The organism is Paraburkholderia sp. HD33-4, assembly GCF_021390635.1.
Lineage (GTDB): Bacteria > Pseudomonadota > Gammaproteobacteria > Burkholderiales > Burkholderiaceae > Paraburkholderia.
In genome coordinates, this window is record NZ_JAJEJS010000001.1 from 843617 (window position 1) to 862968 (window position 19352).

The 19352-nt window shown below is 65.4% G+C and carries 19 protein-coding genes; 13 read left to right on the plus strand and 6 right to left on the minus strand.

The genetic code is table 11. From position 1 onward, the window contains the following. Positions 1 to 241 precede the first annotated feature (241 nt). From L0U84_RS03780 to L0U84_RS03830, 11 genes are all read left to right on the plus strand, one after another. Positions 242 to 685 carry a (2Fe-2S)-binding protein gene (locus L0U84_RS03780; RefSeq protein ID WP_233847857.1) on the plus strand — a complete coding sequence of 148 codons (444 nt, stop codon included), beginning with the start codon at positions 242 to 244 and terminating at the stop codon, positions 683 to 685. Continuing rightward, a complete protein-coding gene (locus L0U84_RS03785) occupies positions 666 to 2930 on the plus strand; it encodes a xanthine dehydrogenase family protein molybdopterin-binding subunit (protein WP_233847858.1) in 2265 nt (754 codons plus the stop codon). Before L0U84_RS03780 ends, L0U84_RS03785 begins: the two co-directional genes overlap by 20 nt. 56 nt (positions 2931 to 2986) lie before the next feature. After that, the gene (locus tag L0U84_RS03790; protein WP_233847859.1) at positions 2987 to 3331 is read left to right on the plus strand and encodes a c-type cytochrome; all 345 of its coding nucleotides are present in this window, start codon (positions 2987 to 2989) and stop codon (positions 3329 to 3331) included. Positions 3332 to 3462: 131 nt separating this feature from the next. Next, positions 3463 to 4536: a porin gene (locus tag L0U84_RS03795; RefSeq protein ID WP_233847861.1), complete on the plus strand. Its 1074-nt coding sequence runs from the start codon at positions 3463 to 3465 to the stop codon at positions 4534 to 4536. Between the two features lie 50 nt (positions 4537 to 4586). Next, complete coding sequence (locus L0U84_RS03800; protein WP_233847863.1) at positions 4587 to 5564, plus strand: AraC family transcriptional regulator; 978 nt, start codon at positions 4587 to 4589, stop codon at positions 5562 to 5564. Between the two features lie 370 nt (positions 5565 to 5934). Beyond that, the gene (map, locus tag L0U84_RS03805) at positions 5935 to 6720 is read left to right on the plus strand and encodes a type I methionyl aminopeptidase (protein WP_233847865.1); all 786 of its coding nucleotides are present in this window, start codon (positions 5935 to 5937) and stop codon (positions 6718 to 6720) included. Between the two features lie 91 nt (positions 6721 to 6811). Next, positions 6812 to 7345 carry a GNAT family N-acetyltransferase gene (locus L0U84_RS03810; RefSeq protein ID WP_233847867.1) on the plus strand — a complete coding sequence of 178 codons (534 nt, stop codon included), beginning with the start codon at positions 6812 to 6814 and terminating at the stop codon, positions 7343 to 7345. A gap of 210 nt (positions 7346 to 7555) precedes the next feature. Beyond that, positions 7556 to 8446, plus strand: coding sequence for a septum site-determining protein MinC (gene minC / locus L0U84_RS03815; RefSeq protein WP_233847869.1), 891 nt, complete (start codon positions 7556 to 7558; stop codon positions 8444 to 8446). A 108-nt stretch (positions 8447 to 8554) separates the two neighbouring features. Then, the gene (gene minD, locus L0U84_RS03820) at positions 8555 to 9370 is read left to right on the plus strand and encodes a septum site-determining protein MinD (RefSeq protein ID WP_233847870.1); all 816 of its coding nucleotides are present in this window, start codon (positions 8555 to 8557) and stop codon (positions 9368 to 9370) included. 14 nt (positions 9371 to 9384) lie between these two features. Then, entirely contained in the window at positions 9385 to 9639 is a 255-nt protein-coding gene (gene minE / locus L0U84_RS03825) for a cell division topological specificity factor MinE (protein ID WP_008922443.1), read from the plus strand. Between the two features lie 276 nt (positions 9640 to 9915). After that, positions 9916 to 10227: a YXWGXW repeat-containing protein gene (locus tag L0U84_RS03830; RefSeq protein WP_233847873.1), complete on the plus strand. Its 312-nt coding sequence runs from the start codon at positions 9916 to 9918 to the stop codon at positions 10225 to 10227. Between the two features lie 251 nt (positions 10228 to 10478). Here L0U84_RS03830 and L0U84_RS03835 read toward each other — a convergent pair whose 3' ends face one another. Further along, a complete protein-coding gene (locus L0U84_RS03835; RefSeq protein ID WP_233847875.1) occupies positions 10479 to 11885 on the minus strand; it encodes a chloride channel protein in 1407 nt (468 codons plus the stop codon). Between the two features lie 254 nt (positions 11886 to 12139). Between L0U84_RS03835 and waaC the strand changes: the two genes are divergently transcribed. Together waaC and L0U84_RS03845 are read left to right on the plus strand one after the other, a co-directional pair. Beyond that, a complete protein-coding gene (gene waaC / locus L0U84_RS03840) occupies positions 12140 to 13144 on the plus strand; it encodes a lipopolysaccharide heptosyltransferase I (RefSeq protein ID WP_233847877.1) in 1005 nt (334 codons plus the stop codon). A 521-nt stretch (positions 13145 to 13665) separates the two neighbouring features. Next, positions 13666 to 13803, plus strand: coding sequence for a hypothetical protein (locus L0U84_RS03845; RefSeq protein ID WP_233847879.1), 138 nt, complete (start codon positions 13666 to 13668; stop codon positions 13801 to 13803). Positions 13804 to 13830: 27 nt separating this feature from the next. Here L0U84_RS03845 and L0U84_RS03850 read toward each other — a convergent pair whose 3' ends face one another. The 5 genes from L0U84_RS03850 to L0U84_RS03870 form a co-directional block, all read right to left on the minus strand. Continuing rightward, positions 13831 to 14010 carry a hypothetical protein gene (locus L0U84_RS03850; protein ID WP_233847882.1) on the minus strand — a complete coding sequence of 60 codons (180 nt, stop codon included), beginning with the start codon at positions 14008 to 14010 and terminating at the stop codon, positions 13831 to 13833. Between the two features lie 234 nt (positions 14011 to 14244). Next, complete coding sequence (locus L0U84_RS03855) at positions 14245 to 15552, minus strand: MFS transporter (protein ID WP_233847884.1); 1308 nt, start codon at positions 15550 to 15552, stop codon at positions 14245 to 14247. 369 nt (positions 15553 to 15921) lie between these two features. Next, complete coding sequence (locus L0U84_RS03860; RefSeq protein ID WP_442793970.1) at positions 15922 to 16386, minus strand: energy transducer TonB; 465 nt, start codon at positions 16384 to 16386, stop codon at positions 15922 to 15924. Between the two features lie 431 nt (positions 16387 to 16817). After that, entirely contained in the window at positions 16818 to 18224 is a 1407-nt protein-coding gene (gene argH / locus L0U84_RS03865) for an argininosuccinate lyase (protein WP_233847886.1), read from the minus strand. A 151-nt stretch (positions 18225 to 18375) separates the two neighbouring features. Then, on the minus strand, positions 18376 to 19188 hold the full coding sequence (locus tag L0U84_RS03870; protein WP_233847887.1) for a helix-turn-helix transcriptional regulator: 813 nt from the start codon (positions 19186 to 19188) through the stop codon (positions 18376 to 18378). Between the last annotated feature and the right edge of the window lie 164 nt (positions 19189 to 19352).

The window sequence follows — 19352 nt, forward strand, 5'->3', positions numbered from 1 at the left end:
ATAACGGCATCGCGGCGCGAACTATTTAGGCCGGCATCGTGCGCCGGCTCAATCTGGATCGAGGTTCCAGGGAAAACGCGAGGTTTTGCCGTTTCCAGAGCCTTTCCATCGATTGCGAGACGATCGGCTACCTATTCGGGCGGCTGTGTCATTGCCGCGCATTTTGTCCACCTCAAGAATTCCATCCATCGCGTTCGTCGTGACGGACACCTCGGGCGGCGATCTTTGGGGGAGACCGAGCATGCAATTCACACTGAACGGAAAGCCGTTCGATTTCGATGGCGATCCCGACACGCCGCTGTTGTGGGTGATCCGCGACGCGGCTGCGCTGACGGGCACCAAGTACGGGTGCGGCATCGGCGCATGCGGTGCGTGCACCGTGCACCTGGAAGGCGAGGCGACGCGTTCGTGCGTGCTGCCGGTGTCGGCGGTGGCGGGACGCGGCATCACGACGATCGAGGGCTTGTCGCCCGACCTCACACATCCGGTGCAGCAGGCGTGGATCAGCAAGGACGTGCCGCAATGCGGCTACTGCCAGTCCGGCATGGTGATGGCCGTCGCCGCGCTGCTGAAGCAGCATCCCCATCCGACCGATGCGCAGATCGACCAGGGCGTGACGAACCTGTGCCGCTGCGCGACCTATCACCGAATCCGCGAGGCCGTTCATGTCGCAGCGAATTCCTGAGCGCGCAGCGGCGCAGCTGACTGCGCACCCAGCCACTCCAGCAGAGGCGCCGCTTCGCGAGAGCCGGCGTGCGTTCCTGAAGAGCAGCGCCGCGACCGGCTTTGCGATCGCGGGCAGCCTCGTGCTGCCGCTCGCGTGGAGCACGCACGTCGAAGCCGCCGAAAGCGCGGGCAGCCCGCAAACCTCTACCGGCTTTCACGAAATCAACGACTGGGTGCGCGTCGATGCCGACGGCCGCACGATCATCGGCCTGTCGCAATGCGAGGTCGGCCAGGGCGTCTACACCGGCCTGCCGCAGGTGCTCGCCGACGAGATGGATGCCGACTGGCGGCGCGTCAGTGTCGAGTTCGTCACGGGCCGCGACGCGTACCGCATCTCGGCCGCGAACGAGATGCCGCAGCAGTTCGTCGGCGCGTCGATGTCGGTGACGATGTTTTACACGCGCTTGCGGATCGCGGGCGCCCAGGCGCGCGCGGCGTTCCTGAAGGCCGGCGCGCAGCGTCTCGGGGTACGGCCGACGCAATGCACGGCGAAGAGCGGTCGCGTGATCCATCTGCAGACGGGCCGCTCGGTAGGCTATGGCGAACTGCTCGACGACGTCGCGAAACTGCCGCTCGATGCGCAGCCGCGTTTGAAGCCCGAGTCCGCGCATACGCTGATCGGTCAGCCGCTCGCCAAACTCGACGTGCCCGCGAAAGTCAGCGGCCGCGCGCAATTCGGCGTCGACGTGAACGTGCCCGGCATGCTCAACGGCGCGCTCAGGATGGCGCCGACGCTCAACGGCAAACCGGTGGCCGTGCGCAATCGCGATACGGTACGCGCGTTACCCGGTGTGGTCGAAGTCGTGCAGGCGAAGGACGCGATCATCGTCGTGGCTGCCACCTACTGGCAGGCGAAGAAAGCGTGCGATGCGCTCGACGTGCAATGGGACGACGCCGGCACCCCAGCATTCGACAGCGCGACGATCCTCGCGCAACGCAAGGCCGCGCTGATGGCGGACCACGCGGTCGTCGCGACGCATCTCGGCGATGCGGCCGCGCAGCTGAACGGCGCGCACGCGGTGATCGAAGCCGACTATCACACGCCCTACATCGTTCACGCGACGATGGAGCCGGTCAACGCGACCGTGCACGTGCGCGAGCACGACATCGAGGTGTGGGGGCCGATTCAGGGGCAGGACAAGGTGCGCTGGACGCTCGGCGCGATTTTCAAAATGCCGGCCGACAAGGTGATCGTCAACACGACGTTTCTCGGCGGCAGCTTCGGGCGCAAGTACGTGCCCGACTTCGTGATTCATGCGGCGGTCGCGTCGAAAGCCGTGGGACGTCCCGTCAAGGTGATCCGCTCGCGCGAGGACGACATCCGTCACGGCTTCTACCGGCCCGGCGTGTCGGCGCGCCTGCGCGCGGTGCTCGGTCCGGACGGCTATCCGCAGGCGATGCATATCCGCGTGACGGGGCAGTCCCTGTACTGGTCGATCAAGCGCGACTACTTCGAGAAAGCGGGCGGCTGGGACGAAACGATGCTCGATGGTCTGTACGACCTCGGCTATCACGTGCCGAACCTGCTCGTCGATTCGGTGAACGTGAACCAGCCGATTCCGGTGAGCTTCATGCGCAGCGTCGGCAGCACGTCGAGCGTGTTCTTTCTCGAGAACTTCATCAACGAACTCGCGCACGCGGCGCACATCGATCCGCTCGCGTATCGCCGCACGCTGCTGCGCGACGATCCGCTCGCGCTGCGCGTGCTCGATCGCGCGGCCGCGAAGGCGGGCTGGTCGAAGCAACCCGCCGCCGGCGTGCATCGCGGTCTCGCGTACTGCCTGTACACCGGCCGCGGCGGCGCATTCACGACCTACGTCGCGCTGATCGTCGAGTTGCGGATGGTGAGCGGCAACGCGAAGCTCGAGCGCGTCGTCTGCGCGGTCGATTGCGGGCGCGCGATCAATCCGATGCTGATCCGGCAGATGGTCGAAGGCGGCATCGGCTTCGCGCTCACCAACACGTTCAGAAGCGAGATCACGTTCAAGGACGGCGCGGTCGAGCAGCAGAACTTCGCGGACTATCCGCTGCTTTATCTGGCGCAGATGCCGAAGGTCGAGGTCGTGATCGTCGACAGCGATCGCGCGCCGCAGGGCGTTGGCGAGGTGGTGCTGCCACCCGTCGCGCCCGCCGTCGCCGAAGCGCTGTATCAGGCAAACGGTACGCGCCTGCGCACGATGCCGCTCGATCAGCCGCTCGTCTGAACCCGCAACAGGCATTACGCAGTAACCGATCCATCACTCACAAAAAGAAGAGCCCCATGATTCGCCCGTTGATCGTTTCTCTCGTCTCTCTCCTTGCCGCTGGTGCGGTGTCGGCGGCGCAGGCCGAGCCCGCCGTCGATGCCGCGCGCGCTCAGGACATCGCCCGGCAGCATGCGTGCTTCGGCTGCCACGCGGTCGATAAAAAGCTCGTCGGTCCCGCCTATCGCGATGTCGCCGCGCGCTACGCGGGCAAGTCCGGCGCGCTCGCGACGCTCGTCGCGCACGTGCAGAACGGCACGTCGGGCGTCTGGGGCGCGGTGCCGATGCCGCCGAACCAGATCAACGCCGCCGACGCGCAAACCGTCGTGCAGTGGATTCTCACGGGCAGCAAGACCAACTGAAGCAGGCTGGCCAGGCTGAACCCGTCAGCACCGATTTCGCACCAGAAAACGCAGTAAAAACCGGATCCGCCGCGAAGCCCGGCAGGATTTCACATTAATAAGTACTACTTTGAACAGGGTTGGAGACTCACATGAAGAAGTTCTGCGCGGCAGCCGTGCTGGCAGGCACGGCGGGGCTGGCCTTCGGCCAGAGCAGCGTGACGCTGTACGGTATCGTCGATACCGGCGTCGAGTACTACAACAACGCGGCGAAGGGCGGCACGTTCGTCGGCATGCCCACGCTGACGGGCGAAGTGCCGTCGCGCTTCGGGTTGCGCGGGGTCGAGGATCTCGGCGGCGGCTACAAGACGTTCTTCGTGCTCGAAAGCGGCTTCGCGCCGACGACCGGCGCCCTGAACTACGGCGGGCGTCTGTTCGGCCGGCAGGCGAACGTCGGGGTGATCAGCGACTACGGCACGCTCACGCTCGGCCGGCAGATGAACATGTCGATGTACGTGCTGCAGAACGCGGACGTGATCGGCCCGTCGATTCATTCGATGGCGAACTTCGACAGCTATCTGCCGAACGCGCGCAGCGACAACGCGATCGGTTATCTCGGCAAATTTCATGGCGTGACGCTCGGCGGCACGTATAGTTTCGGCCGCGACGCGGCGGGTCCGGCGGGCCCGTCGGCGACGAACTGCGGCGGCCAGATTCCGGGCGACGCAATCGCCTGCCGTCAGTACACGGCGATGCTCGCGTACGACGGCGGCTGGGGCGGAGCGGCCGCTTCGTACGACGTGATGTACGGCGGCCCCGGCGCGAGCGCGCCGCTCACCAGCAGCGACGACACCGACAAGCGCGTGATCGTCGACGGCTACCTGACCTATCAGGGCGGCAAGGTCGGCGCCGGCTGGATTCGCCGCAACACGTCGGCGGCGCAGCATCAGCAGACCGATCTGTTCTTCCTCGGCGCCAACTACTTCGTGACGCCGGCGTTGTCGTTCGATGCGCAGGGTCTGCGCTACATCGTGCGCTCGCAATCGAGTTCGACGATGGTGGTCGGGCGCGCGAACTATCTGCTGTCGAAGCGCACCACGGTATATTCGTCAGTAGCGTATATGTTCAATAGCCCGCTCGCGGCGAACGCGGTGGCGGCGGCTGGCACGGTGACGCCGGGCGCGAACCAGCTCGGCGTGATGGTGGGCATCCAGCAGCGCTTCTAGGCAACACCTCGGGCAACACTTCAGGCAACACAACACGGAGATAGAGAGAAATGGCGGTGGACCTGTTGAGCGACACTCTCGCGGATCTGCGCGCCGACGCGGTCGTGACCGGCCATTTCTCGCTGACCGCGCCGTGGGCGTTCCTGAAAGGGGCCGTCGACGGCGCGGCGTTTCGCACCGTGTTCGGCAGCCCGTTCTACGTGATAGTCGAAGGCATGGCGCCGGTGCGCGTCGAGACCGGTGACTTCGTGCTGCTGCCGCATGGACATCAGCACGTGCTCGCGTCGTCGCCGGAGGTCACGCCCGTGCCGTTCGACAACCTGATGGCCGACCAGGGCATCCGCCCGAGCTTCGACACGCCGCTGCATTTCACCGCGGGTGGCGGCGGCACGGTCAGCGATCTGTACACCGGGATCATGGTTTATCGCGAGGCGATGCGCAGTCCGCTCTTCAGCGTGCTGCCGCCGCTGATTCACGTGCGCGCGAACGACCCGGCCGTCGGCCCGTGGCTCGCGAGCACGCTGATGGCATTCATCCGCGAATCGATGTCCGCGCAGCCGGGCTGGGCCGTCGCGGCCGCGCGCCTTGCCGACGTGCTGTTCGTGCAGTTGCTGCGCGCGCATCTGGCGTCGGCGATCAGTCACACCGGCTGGCTGCGCGGGCTGATGGACCCGCAGATCGGCAAGGCGATCGCGCTGCTGCATCGGCAGCCCGAGCGGAGCTGGACCGTCGAGTCGCTGTCGGCGGCGGCGGGCATGTCGCGCTCGCGTTTTAGCGCGCGCTTCGTCGAGCTCGTCGGCGACACGCCGATCGGGCATCTGACCTCGTATCGCATGTACCTCGCGAGCGGCGCGCTGCGCGATCCGCGGCGGCGTCTGATCGAAATCGCCGAGAGCGTCGGTTATGCGTCGGAGAAGGCGTTCATTCGCGCATTCCGGCGCTGGTCGGGGATGGCGCCGAAGCAGTACGCGCGCAATCAGCGCGATCCGTACGATATGGCTAAGGACACAACGCAGAAAGCGCCCTGACGGAATGTTCCAGATTTAGTTTGGAAAACTGATCGATTGACGCGGCGCGGCTCGATGGGGCTTCGGGCCTTTTCGCCGTGAGTCGATGAGAACGCGCAAGTCACGCAAGTCACCCAGGCCGGGCAACCCGGCCCCGCGAGAACAGTCCATCCTGATTCCGGCACGCGCCGCAGTAAAGCCCCGCAGTAAAGCCCCGGCCGCGCCACCACCGCCGCCCGCGCACCGCTTCAGCCGGTTTCCGCGGGGTCCATCCGCGATCCTCTGTACAATTGCCCGAATTCTCCCAATCGAGCGGCGCTTGCGGGCCGCCGGGCTTGCGGGCGCGGCGGGTCATCTCGCGCTTGACCCGCGACTCACATCGACTGAATTCATGGCCATTACCTACAAGACTCCCGACGATATCGCGAAGCTGCGCATTGCCGGCCGCCTCGCGGCCGATGTGCTGGCAATGATCGGCGAGCACGTCAAGGCAGGCGTCTCCACCGACGACCTCGACGCGCTGTGCAACGACTTCATCGTCCACACGCAGAAAGCGGTTGCGGCCAACGTCGGCTATCTGGGCTTTCCGAAGACCGTCTGCACGTCGGTCAACCACGTCGTGTGCCACGGCATTCCGAATCGCAACGAGGTCCTGAAGGACGGCGACATCATCAACATCGACGTCGCGGTCATCAAGGACGGCTATTTCGGCGACACCAGCCGCATGTATTGCGTCGGCCAGCCGAGCACGGTCGCGCGTGCGCTGATCGACACGACCTACGAGGCGATGGTGGCCGGCATCCGCGAAGTGAAGCCGGGCGCGACGCTCGGCGACGTCGGCCACGCGATCCAGAAGGTCGCGCAGCGCGAGGGCTTCTCGATCGTGCGCGACTACTGCGGGCACGGCATCGGCAAGGTCTATCACGAGGACCCGCAGGTGCTGCACTACGGTCAGCCGGGGCAGGGCTTGCGTCTGAAGCCGGGCATGGTCTTCACGATCGAGCCGATGATCAACGCGGGCCGCGCCGGCACGTCGGTGCAGCGCGACGGCTGGACCGTGATCACGAAGGACCGCTCGCTGTCGGCGCAATGGGAGCACATGGTCGCCGTGACCGACGACGGCTATGAATTGCTGACGCCATGGCCGGACGGCACGGGCGACTACGACGCGCCGTGAGCGGGACCGCATATTGTGGTCAAGAATGAATTGACTCGCCGGCCGGTTCGGTTAAAGCTACGCGTTAGGGTTTCCAGGGGTTTTCGTCTGCATGAGTCCGTCATTGACCGTTCGCCGCATCACTGCTGACCAGGGCGCCGTTTTTCGCGAACTCCGCACCGCCTCGCTGCGGGAGGCGCCATACGCCTTCGGCGCGACACTCGAGGACGCGTTGTCGGCCGACGCCGCCAGTTTCGACGCGACTGCGGCGGATCACGCGGTTTCGCAGTCCGTCGGCACGTTCCTGCTCTACACCGAGGGCCATCCGGCCGGCCTGATCGAGGCTCATTTCGACGACACCGCGGCGCGCCGCGCGTTCGTCTGCGAGTTGTGGGTGGCGCCGGCCGTGCGTCATCTGCGCGGCGGCGAGCTGCTCGTCGACACGGCGAGCAGCTGGCTCGCGAACGCTGGCGCCACGGAAATCTACGCGTGGGTCGCCGACGCGAACCGCAACGCGATGCGCTTTTACGAAGCGCTCGGCTTTGGTCCGACCGGCGAGCACAGGCGCGGCGAGCGCGCGCCAGAGCAGGTCGAAAGTCTGCTGGTGCGACACGTGCCGACCACCTCGCAGGTGTTCCAGCAGTGATCGCCCAGGCGGCGCGTCGCGCGCGCCGCTCGTCTTCGCCGTCCCTTCACCACGGTCTTTTTCCCGCCAGCATTTCTTTCGCACCGTCGCGCGTCGATCGCATCGACGGCGCGCGTTGCGCCCACGCGCGCGAGTACCGATTCTCCCGGGAAAAATAGTGGCCGCGCGCACGTACGCCTGTAAAATACGCAAAATTTTTTGCCGAACGCTATGTCGCCCAAGAAATCGCCCTTTTTCGAACTGCGCAGCGGCTCTGTCGACACGCTGATGTTCGTGGTCAAAACGACCGACCTCGATGCGATGCGTGCCGAGCTGACGCGACGCTTCGAGGCGACCCCCGAGTTCTTCGCTAACGACGTCGTCGCGATCGACGTGCGGCGTCTTGCCGGCAACGAACGCGTGCCACTCACCGATATCGCGCAGCTGCTCGACAGCGTGCGCATGCGTCCGGTCGGCGTGGTCGCGAATGCGGAGCAGGGGTGGGCGACGGAGTCGGGCTTGCCGCTGCTCGAAGCGCGCGACCGCCGCGGCGCGCCGGCCAGGCAGGCCGACGAGGACAGCACGGCAAACGCGGCAAACGCGGCAGCAGGCGCCGAGGCAAGCGCGGGCACGAGCGCGGCCACAAGCGCGGCCACAAGCACTGCATCGGCAACCGCCAGCACGGCCACGGACAAGGATACGGCCGCTGCCGCTGCCGCTGCCGCTGCCGCTGCCGCCGGCGTCGAACCTTTGCCCGCCGCCGAACCGGTGCGCCTCGCCACGTCGCCACAGACGATGGTGGTCGACAAGCCGCTGCGCTCCGGCCAGCGCATCTACGCGAAAGGCGATCTGGTCGTGCTCGGTTTGGTCAGCTATGGCGCCGAGGTGATCGCGGAAGGCAACATCCATATTTACGCGCCGCTGCGCGGCCGGGCATTGGCCGGTGTGCAGGGCAATCACGACGCGCGCATTTTCTGCACGTGTCTCGAACCGGAACTGATCTCGATCGCGGGCATCTATCGAACGACCGAGAACCCGCTGCCGCCCGACGTGCTCGGCAAGCCGGTGCAGATCTGGCTCGAAGACGAAAAACTGATGATCGAACCGCTGCGGCTCACGTAAAGCGCCGCGAAACGCGTGCTGCCCCGAGCGATTGCGGCCGGCGGCGTTTCACGGCGACGCGGGCCGCGCATCAAAATTGACGCATTTGACGAACACAAGGTAAGGGTAATGGCAAAAATCATTGTGGTGACTTCGGGCAAGGGTGGCGTGGGCAAGACGACCACGAGCGCGAGCTTTGCGTCGGCCCTCGCGCTGCGCGGCAGCAAGACCGCCGTGATCGACTTCGACGTCGGCCTGCGCAACCTCGACCTCATCATGGGCTGCGAACGCCGCGTCGTGTACGACCTGATCAACGTGATCCAGGGCGAAGCGAATCTGAACCAGGCGCTGATCAAAGACAAGAAGTGCGAGAACCTGTTCATCCTGCCGGCCTCGCAGACGCGCGACAAGGACGCGCTGACGATGGAAGGCGTCGAGAAGGTCATCAACGATCTGATCAAGATGGACTTCGAATACATCGTCTGCGATTCGCCGGCCGGTATCGAGTCGGGCGCGCTGCTGGCGATGCACTTCGCCGACGAAGCGCTGATCGTGACGAACCCGGAAGTGTCGTCGGTGCGCGACTCCGATCGCATTCTCGGCATCCTGTCGTCGAAGACCAAGCGCGCGATCGAAGGCAAGGAGCCGATCAAGGAGCATCTGCTGATCACCCGCTACAACCCGAAGCGCGTCAGCGAAGGCGAAATGCTGTCGCTGACCGACATCCAGGAAATTCTGCGCATCGATCTGATCGGCGTGATTCCGGAATCGGAAGCGGTGCTGCACGCGTCGAACCAGGGTCTGCCAGCCGTGCATCTGGACGGCACCGATGTGGCCGAAGCCTATAAAGACGTCGTGTCGCGTTTCCTCGGCGAGCAGAAATCGCTTCGCTTTGTCGATTACCAGAAGCCCGGGCTGCTGCAGCGCCTCTTCGGCACCAAGTAAGGGGAGCGCACGTAATGTCGATTCTTTCGTTTTTGCTAGGCGAGAAAAAGAAGTCCGCGTCGGTAGCGAAGGAACGCCTGCAGTTGATCATCGCGCACGAGCGCGCCGGCGGCCATGCGCCCGCCGATTATCTGCCTGCGTTGCAACGCGAACTGGTGGCCGTGATCTCGAAGTACGTGAAGATTTCCGATGACGACATACGCGTGAGTCTCGAGCGTCAGGACGATCTCGAGGTGCTCGAAGTCAAGATCGAAATTCCGCAGGCCTGAGTTTCGGATGGACCGCGCCCCGCGGTCCATCTCGCACCCTATGCAGGACGTCGCATTGCGTCGGGTTGGATCGATGCGATGCCGTGCGGCGTTCGGCTCTTCCCCTGCTGCTGTCTGAAGCTGCCTGTTCGCGCCTCTACGGCGCTCCCCATTTCCGCCTCGAAATATACCGTTGCACTTCAGCGGGTGCCGTTACACGCGCCTCGTCAGCCTCGCATCGCCCTCGCGCATTAAACGGGTAACGCCGCATCCGGTGTTCAACCTAAGAGGGAAATCATGAACAGAACCTTTCGCCTGCTGCTTGCCAACACCGTTCTGATTGCCGCCGGCGCCGCCGCGATGGGCTCGGCTTCGGCCGCGGAAGTCGTCATCGTCGCACCGTCCGCGCCGCCCGTGGAGCGCTTCGAAGCGGTGCCCGCGCCGCGCGTCGGCTACGTGTGGGATCACGGTCACTGGCGCTGGGATCACGGCCGCTACGTGTGGGTCGCCGGACACTGGCAAGCCGAGCGGGTCGGCTATCACTGGATGCCGGGCCACTGGATCGAGCATGGTCCGAATTATCGCTGGGTGCCGGGACACTGGGCTTGATGTGGCGCGCAGCCATGCGGTGACGTCGAGTGAAGGGCGGTGCGCGGGGCGCGATCGTGCGCACGCCGCGCCGCCCGGTTGGATCGCACGGGCGCCGACGACGCGCCTGTGACCGTGCAGATGAACGTGAACGTGGAGAAATTGCGAATGAAAAAGAATCTGCTCGTGCTCGCCGCGCTGGCGGTGATGCTGGCCGGCTGCGTCGTTGTGCCCGAACGGCCGCTGTATGTGCACGCGCCGCGCGTGGTCGTCTACTGACGCCGCGAGCCGGAGGTATCCGGCGCGATGTCGTCTGCGCTATCGACGGCGGGCGTCTCGCCGTCGACGTCGTCCGCTGCCGCTTCCGGCACCTCGACCTCGGGCACTTCGGGCACCGGTGCGGGCGCGGGCTGCGGCAGCGGCGCCAGGTAGCGCTCGGCGAGCGACTCATAGAGCGGCGGCGCGAACAGGCGCGATACGCGGCTCGCGATCAGCGCGGTGGCCATCAGCGAAATCACGAGCGCGTGGCCGTCGATCATCTCCATCACGATCACGAACGACGTGATCGGCGACTGCGTGACCGCGGCCAGATAGCCGACCATCGCGAGCGCGATCAGCATCGGCAATTGCATCGAATCGAACACCATGTGCAGCAGATTGCCGAAGCCCGCGCCGATCGACAGCGATGGCGCGAAAATGCCGCCCGGTATGCCGGGCAGGTATGAGCCGATCATCGCGATCATCTTCAGGAACGGATAAAACATCGACAACTGCTCGCGTCCCTCGAGCAGGCCGCGCGCTTCCGTATAGCCGCTGCCGAACGTCGTGCCGCCCGAGATCACGCCCACCACGGCGATCGCGAAGCCGCACAGCGCGGCGAACACGACCGGCCGCTCGCCATGCAACTGACGTAGCGGCGCGGGAATCCAGCGCGCGGTATTGAGTAGCAGCCAGCCGAAGATGCCGCCCGCGATTCCTGTGACGACCGCGGTGAGCACCACCGCGACGGCGAGCAGATCGGGGAAGTGCGCGCCGATCTGGATCGTCCCGAAGTACGTGTAGTTGCCGTTCAGGCCCAGCGCGACCACACCCGCGATGATGATCGCCGTGATCAGCACACCGCTCGTGCGAGCCTCGAAGCTGCGCGTCAATTCCTCGATTGCGAACACGACCCCCGCGAGCGGCGTATTGAACGCCGCCGATAAACCCGCTGCCGCGCCCGCCAACGCGAGCTGCCGTTCGATCTGCGCATTCGAGCGCGGATAGAACCGTCGCAGATTGAACATCAGCGCAGCGCCGACCTGCACCGTCGGTCCTTCACGGCCGATCGTGAGGCCGCCGAGAATCGCGAGAAAAGACACGCCGATCTTGCCGAGGAGAATTCGCACCGACAGCAGCCGCGTGCCGTATGCGCGCTGCTTCGTGTGCAGCGTCGCGATCACCTGCGGGATGCCGCTACCCTCGGCGCCGCGAAAGAACTTGCGCGTGAGCCAGACCGCGAGCGCGGCGAGCGCGGGCGTGATCACGAGCGGCGCCCACACGTACCGCTGCCGCACGCCGAGAAACGCGTCATACCCCCAGTCGATCAGACGCGCATAGAGCACCGCGACCAGACCGACGGCGATGGCACCGAGCCAGAAGATGCCGTATTGCCGCCACAGTCGTTTCGCTCGACGCATGACAGCTGGCGAACTTGAAGGTAAGGTCCGGGACATGAATTGGATGGTGCAAAGGACTAAGTATAAGACGTGCGGAACCGACCAGAATGCGTGAAAGACTTTTGAAATAATGAAGTGCGGTGGATTGTCAGCCGCATATTTTTTGCTGTAACACGCCGTATTGAGAATCTGACAGCGCGCGATGCTCATTTGGCGGAGATCGGTAAAAACGTCAGCTAAAATAGTTTCAACTTCGAACAACGAACAGACCCTCAATGAAGCGAATCCTTATCGTCAAGGTCACTTCACTAGGCGATATCGTGCAGGCGTTGCCAGTCGTCGCCGATATCAAACGCGCATTTCCTGGCGTTCAGGTGGATTGGGCGGCGGACGAAGCATTTGCGCAAGTCGTGCATTGGAGCCAGTGCGTCGATCGCGTGCTGTGCGCGCCGCTGCGCCGCTTCAAGAAGGCGCGTCGGTGGAGCGATCTGAAGGCGATCTGGGCATCGATCGCCGAGTTGCGCGCGTATCGCTACGACTACATCATCGACATTCACGGCGTCTACAAGAGCGCGATCATCGCCTTCCTCGCGCGCTCGTCGCGGCGCATCGGCTATCAGTCGCAGGATCTGGGCGAGCGCGGCGCCGCGTTCGCCTACACCGGCCGTTTCGGCCCACGTCCGCAAGGCAGCGCGTGGCACGGCATGCGCATCAGCGCCGGCGAGGCGCTCGGCTACCAGGTGGAAGGCCCGCCCCTCTACGACCTGCAGCTCCCCGAGGCCAGGCCGCAGCCGTTCGCGCCGCAGGGCGCGCCTGTCGCGGCGCTCTTTCATGCCACCTCGAAAGCCGACAAGAAATGGCCGCTCACGCACTGGGTGGCGGTGGGGCGGGAGTTGAGCGAGCGCGGTTTTCAGGTGGTGCTGCCGTGGGGTTCGGACGGTGAGCTTGCCGAAGCCGGGCAGATCGCCGCGCAGGTGCCAGGCGCGACCGTGCTGCCGCAAATGAGTGTCACCGAAGTCGCGCAGATGATCGACGCGTGCGCGCTCGTGGTCGGTACCGATACGGGCTTCGTGCACCTCGCGCATGCGCTGCAGAAGCGCACCGTGATGATCTTCGTCGCGACGTCGCCCTCGCATTGCGGCGTCGAGGCGCCATATCGCTCGACCTCGATCGGCGACGGCCACTCGGTGCCGCCCGTCAGCGCGGCGCTCGAAGCGATCGACTACGTGCGAGCGGCAGAGCCGGTGTTCGAGATGCAGCACGGATCAGCCGCCGCCTGAGTTCGTTCGCGCGATCGCGCAATCGTTTGCGCAAAAGAAAAGAGGCGCGGCGCATAGCCCACCCTTGCGGGCGGGCACTGCATCGTCGCGCCTCAAAAAGCGCCCGTGTCGGGGAACAGCGGGCGGAGAGGAATCGATTACACGTCTGTTAAAACTGTCGCTTTTCGTTGGGCGCCGAAGCGTCCGATGCACGCACAGCAAGGCGGCAAGCTGGCATGCCGCGGTGCGTCGAAGCTTGCCCGGCGCGCCTTTAGCCGCTCCGATGCGGCAACGCTGGCACGGCCAGCAAGGCTTCTATCGCGACAGTGCGCTCAACGGAGTATAGGCGGTGTTTTCCGCCATGGCGGCGATATCCTCCGGCAGCGCGGCGGGTCGATCGAACCCGCCGATCCAGCGCGCCGATCCTGTAACAGCTCGGTGATCTTCCCTTACAAATGGCAACGTTCGCCGCGGCGCGCATCGTGTCCAATCGGGTCATTCGGGGTTTGCGCTCGAATCAATCTGACTCGATGGAGAACAACATGAAACGCTTGATCCTGACTCTCGCGGCCGGCACGCTGCTCGCATCGGCACTCGGCGGCTGCGTCATCGCGCCGGCGCCGGGCTATTACTACGGCGGCGGTGGCTACTATCACCACGGCGGCTACTACTACCGCTAAGCCGCGCTCAGGTACGGGCCGCCAGCCTCACGCGACGAGCATTTCGAACGCGACCACCGCGGCAATGGCCGCGGCGTTCGCGGCGAGAGCCTCGACGACGATGCCTCTCCATGTCGCCGGACGGAAGCGCAGCGCGAGCAGCAGCGAGCCGAGCAAGGCCAGCGCGATGATCATCACGATATCGGCATTGTGAAGATGGACGTTCATGTGAATCTCCCTGTTTTTTATAGGGTTATGTCAGGGAGTATAGGCAAGTCAAAAAGACGCGCAAGGCGGGGGATCTACCCAAAGCCGGCCCGCGGAAACGGCGAGGAAACAACGGCTGCCCGATGCCGCCAAGGGCGCGTAAAAACTGCGTGCCCGTACGACACAGGCCGGGCATCGATCGAATCTCGGCAAACACGCATCGACGCAAGCATGGTTCCGCCGATGCGCATTGCATCATTTCATCAGACTCTCGTCGCGCGTCTCGCGCATGCACAGCACGCCGACCAGGCTCACGGCCGCGGCGACCGACACGTACGCGCCGACCCACGGCAAGCCGCCGTGCGCGGCGAGCACCTGCGCGATATACGGCGCGACCGACGCGCCGAGAATCCCGCCGAGGTTGTACGAGACACCGGCGCCCGTATAGCGGACGTTGGTCGGAAACAGCTCCGGCAGCAGCGCGCCCATCGGTGCGAACGTCACCCCCATCAGGAACAGCTGGATCACGAGGAACAGCAGCACGAGCAAGGGTTCGCCGCTGCCGAGCAGCGGCGCCATCGTGAAGCCGGACAGGATCGCCGCGATGATGCCGACGATCAGCACCGGCTTGCGCCCGAAGCGGTCGCTCGCGCGGGCCGACAGCGGCGTCGCGAGCGCCATGAACACGACCGCGATGCACAGCAGGCCGAGGAACGTCTGTCGCGGAATATGCAGCGACCCGACGCCGTACGACAGCGAGAACGTGGTCGCGTTGTAGAACAGCGTGTAGCAGACCACCATCGCGAGCGCGCCGAGCACGGTCGGCACCCAGTGCTGCGAGAACAGCGTCGCGATCGGCACGCGCACACGTTCCTTGCGCTCGATCGCTGCCTGGAACGCGGGCGTTTCGGCGATCTTCAGCCGCACGTACAGACCGAGCGCGACCAGCACCGAGCTGACGATGAACGGCACGCGCCAGCCCCAGCTACGGAACTGCTCGTCGGACAACGACAGCGAGAGCGCGAAGAACAGGCCGTTGGAGGCGAGAAAGCCGATCGACGGTCCAAGCTGCGGGAACATGCCGAACCAGCCGCGTTTGCCGGCCGGCGCGTTTTCGGTGGCGAGCAGAGCGGCGCCGCCCCATTCGCCGCCGAGGCCGATACCCTGGCCGAAGCGCAGCACGCACAGCAGGATTGGCGCGAGGCTGCCGATCGCGTCGTAGCCCGGCACGAAGCCGATGAGCGTGGTCGACAGACCCATCACGAGCAGCGAAGCAACCAGAGTCGATTTGCGGCCGATGCGGTCGCCGAAGTGGCCGAACAGGAACGAGCCGATCGGTCGCGCGACGAACGCGATGCCGAACGTGACGAACGCCGACAGCGCCTGCGCGGTGGCCGAGCCATGCGGGAAGAACACCGGTCCGATGACGAGCGCGGCGGCGGTCGCATAGACATAGAAATCGTAGAACTCGATCGCGGTGCCGATGAAGCTCGCGAAGATGATCCGCGCGCTACTGTTTTGCCCGCTCGCGGGCTGAGCCGCGGAAATCGGCGAAGTGGACATGCAGGGTCTCCAATTGTCGTGAGGCCGCGTGGCGCTGCGCCGTGCTTCTTGGACAGCCGGCGCGCGGGGGCGGCATCCTCGTTGAGGTATAGGTTTCGGCGCCGCACGCGGGTGGCGCCGCGGCACTGCAGTTGGCTCATGCGTCGCGCCGGCGGGTGTGCGGGCGGCGTGAGCCATGCCGGAAGGCTCCGGCGCGGGGAATCGGAAAATTATAGCGAGCGCGCTCGTCGCGCAGCAATGGCGGCGTAAGCTCGTGCGGCAACGAGGAGGGCTTCAGGAGCTATGCGCAATGACTCGAGCTGGTCACGCGTGGCCGGCTCATGCGGCGATGCGCGGGGAGATGCGTGTCAGCGCACGCGCAACCCGCGCTCAGTCGTACGATTCCGCTTGCGGCGAGGCGAGTTCGCGCAACTGGAACTTGCCGTTGTCGTTGAACAGCCAGTCTTCGAACAGCTCGAGCTGACCGCGGCCGTTCAGCAGCTTGCCGGGCGGCAGCGGCAGCGGCGCCGAGCGGCGCAGCGTCGCGAGCGCGGTGCTTTCGGCTTCGTCGTCGCCGTTCGTGCGATACACCTTGGACTCGACGATGTGTCCATTGCGATCGACCGTGAACGACACCACCACGAGCGAGCGCAGCATCGGCTGCGGTTTGCCTTGCAGCACATACGACGGATTGCGCTCGACGATTCGTCGTGCGACCGCGTCGCGGTATTGATCGAGCGTCACGCTGTTGATCGCGGCGACCGGTGTGCTGACGGTTTCGTGCGGCGCCAGCGACGTGATCGTGCAACCGGCCACGGCGAGAACCCCGAGCGCGGCGAGCAATGTCCGTTGCATGCGAGTCGCCGCGAGCAAGTGCGAAGCCGAACGGAGAGGAACAGTAGGGAGAGAAGTGCGAGAGAGCATCATTGACAAACCGCGATGAGAGCCTGATTGAATGGTAGTCAAAAACCGCCACGATTCAATTGGCGTTCGCCCGCTGAATGTCCTTGCGCGTGCGCCGGTGATGCGCATTGCTTGCCGCTGTAATGGCCGGAAATATGCGCGCATTGGTCGGCGAACGAAACCCGCCTACACTTTGATGGCCTCGTGCTGAGGCATCGGTGGAAGTCTTTTCAGCCCGCTTCTGGCGGGCTTTCTTTTGCCTGCGATTCGCCACTCACACGCGGCAATAAAAAAGGCGAACCCGCCAAACGGGTCCGCCTTTTCTTTATCGATTCAACGTACAACGCCGCAAGCGAAGTCTCACGGCACTACCGAACCGCCGATCACTTCAACGCCGCACGCGCCGCCTTCACCGCGGCCAGCACCTGCTCGGGCGCGGTGCCGCCCGGATGATTGCGGCTCGCCACCGAGCCCTCGAGCGTCAGATACGAGAACACGTCGTCGCCGATCAGATGCGCGACGTTCGGCAGTTCGCTGCGCATTTCGTCGAGCGTCAGGTCCGCGAGATCGCAGCCGCGATCGGCGCACACGCGCACCGCGAGCGCGACGGCTTCGTGCGCGTCGCGGAACGGCAGGCCGCGCTTGACCAGATAGTCGGCGAGGTCGGTCGCGGTCGAGAAGCCTTGCAGCGCGGCGTCGCGCATTGCCTGCGGCTTGACCGTGATGCCGGCGACCATCTCAGCGAAGATGCGCAGCGTGTCGGCGACCGTATCGACGGTGTCGAACAGCGGCTCCTTGTCTTCCTGATTGTCCTTGTTGTACGCGAGCGGCTGGCCCTTCATCAGCGTGAGCAACGCCATCAGATGGCCGTTCACGCGGCCGGTCTTGCCGCGCGCGAGCTCGGGCACGTCCGGGTTCTTTTTCTGCGGCATGATTGACGAGCCGGTGCAGAAACGGTCGGCCAGATCGATGAAGCCGACGCGCGGGCTCATCCACAGCACCAGTTCTTCGGAGAAGCGCGACACGTGCGTCATCACGAGCGCGGAAGCCGCCGTGAATTCGATCGCGAAGTCGCGGTCGGAAACCGCATCCAGCGAGTTTGCGCAGATGCCGTCGAAGCCGAGCGTCTTCGCCACGGCGTGACGGTCGATCGGATAGCTGGTGCCGGCGAGCGCGGCCGCGCCGAGCGGCAGGCGGTTCACACGCTTGCGGCAGTCGATCATGCGCTCGGCGTCGCGCGAGAACATCTCGACGTAGGCGAGCAGATGGTGGCCGAACGTGACCGGCTGCGCGACCTGCAGGTGCGTGAAGCCCGGCATGATCGTCGATGCGTTCTTCTCGGCGATTTCGAGTAGCGCCACGCGCAACTCGGTCAGCAGTTCGCCGATGCGGTCGATCTCGCCGCGCAGCCACAGGCGGATGTCGGTCGCGACCTGGTCGTTGCGCGAGCGGCCGGTGTGCAGGCGCTTGCCGGCGTCGCCGATCAGCGCGGTCAGGCGCGCTTCGATGTTCAGGTGCACGTCTTCGAGATCGAGCTGCCATTCGAACTCGCCGCGCTCGATTTCACCCTTGATCTGCGCCATGCCGCGCTGGATCGAGGCGAGGTCGTCGGCGGAAATGATCTTCTGCGCGGCGAGCATCGATGCGTGCGCGAGCGACCCTTCGATGTCGACGAACGCCAGACGCTTGTCGAAGAAGACCGACGACGTGTAGCGTTTGACGAGCTCCGACATCGGCTCCGAGAAGCGAGCCGACCAGGCTTCGCCTTTTTTGTGCAGTTGGGACGTCATGGTGTTGGGCGGTAAGAACGAGCGGTGAAGAGGCTGGCAACGCGAGTGCAAGTGAAGCGCAACAGCGCCGCCGCAGCGAAGAAAGACAGAGATTTTAACACCGGGCGTGGCGGGTCAAGACCCGGCGGGTGGTCTGGTACCCGTCACACGTTCACTCGCGCACCAGCACCACCAGCTTCAGATCCTCGCGATGGGCGGGCTTGAACGTGATCTGGTCGTAGACGATGCGCCCGTCGCGCGGATGGTTGAATTCGCGCCTGCCGCCTTCGCGGCCGCCGACGTCCTGCGAGGCCCAGTAGCGCGCGAACTCGTCGCTCGCGGCCGCCAGCGAATCGATCAGCCCGCGCGTCGGCGCATCGTTCAGATGGCGGATCGAGTCGGCGCGGAATTCGGCGGCGAGGCGCCGCGCGCGCGTTTCCCAATCGACGATCAACGTGCGTGCGGCCGGCTCGGTGAACGTGTAGCGCAGCAGGTTGCGGTCGTGCGTGCCGTCGAGCCAGCCGACGAACAGATCGGCCGCGCGCTCGTTCCACGCGAGCGCGTTCCATTGCCGGTCGAGCACGTAGGCCGGCGTGTCGACGAGCTGCACGGTCTGCAGCAGCGTGGCGGGCGCGTCGGCGGCGGCGGGGTCGGGCTCGGCCGGATCGCGTTGCGCGGCCAGCTCGAACAGATACGCGCGCTCGGCGCGCGACAGCTGCAACGCAACCGCGATGCGCGCGAGCGCGTCGGCGGAAGCGGACACCGGCCGGCCCTGCTCGATCCACGTGTACCAGGTCGGGCTCACGCCGCACAGCTGCGCGACTTCCTCGCGCCGCAGACCGGGCGTGCGGCGGCGCGGCCCCGGCGGCAGACCGACCGCCTGCGGCGACAGCCGCTCGCGATGGGCGCGGATGAAGTCGCCGAGCGCGCGGGCCGGCGTGGCGTCGAGCGGCGGCGGGTGATCGGCGGAGGACGGCGTGATCATGCTATCGGCTGCGCGTGGAGGGGGTAATAGAGATACCAGAATAATCGTTCAACTTGTACTGGTAGATGGCGGGCTCTATTGTAGCGGCTGGATTCGCGCAATGCGTTGTCATCCGTCAGTCGAGCTCGACGCGTCGATGACCGACGCGCAATGAAAAAAGCCGG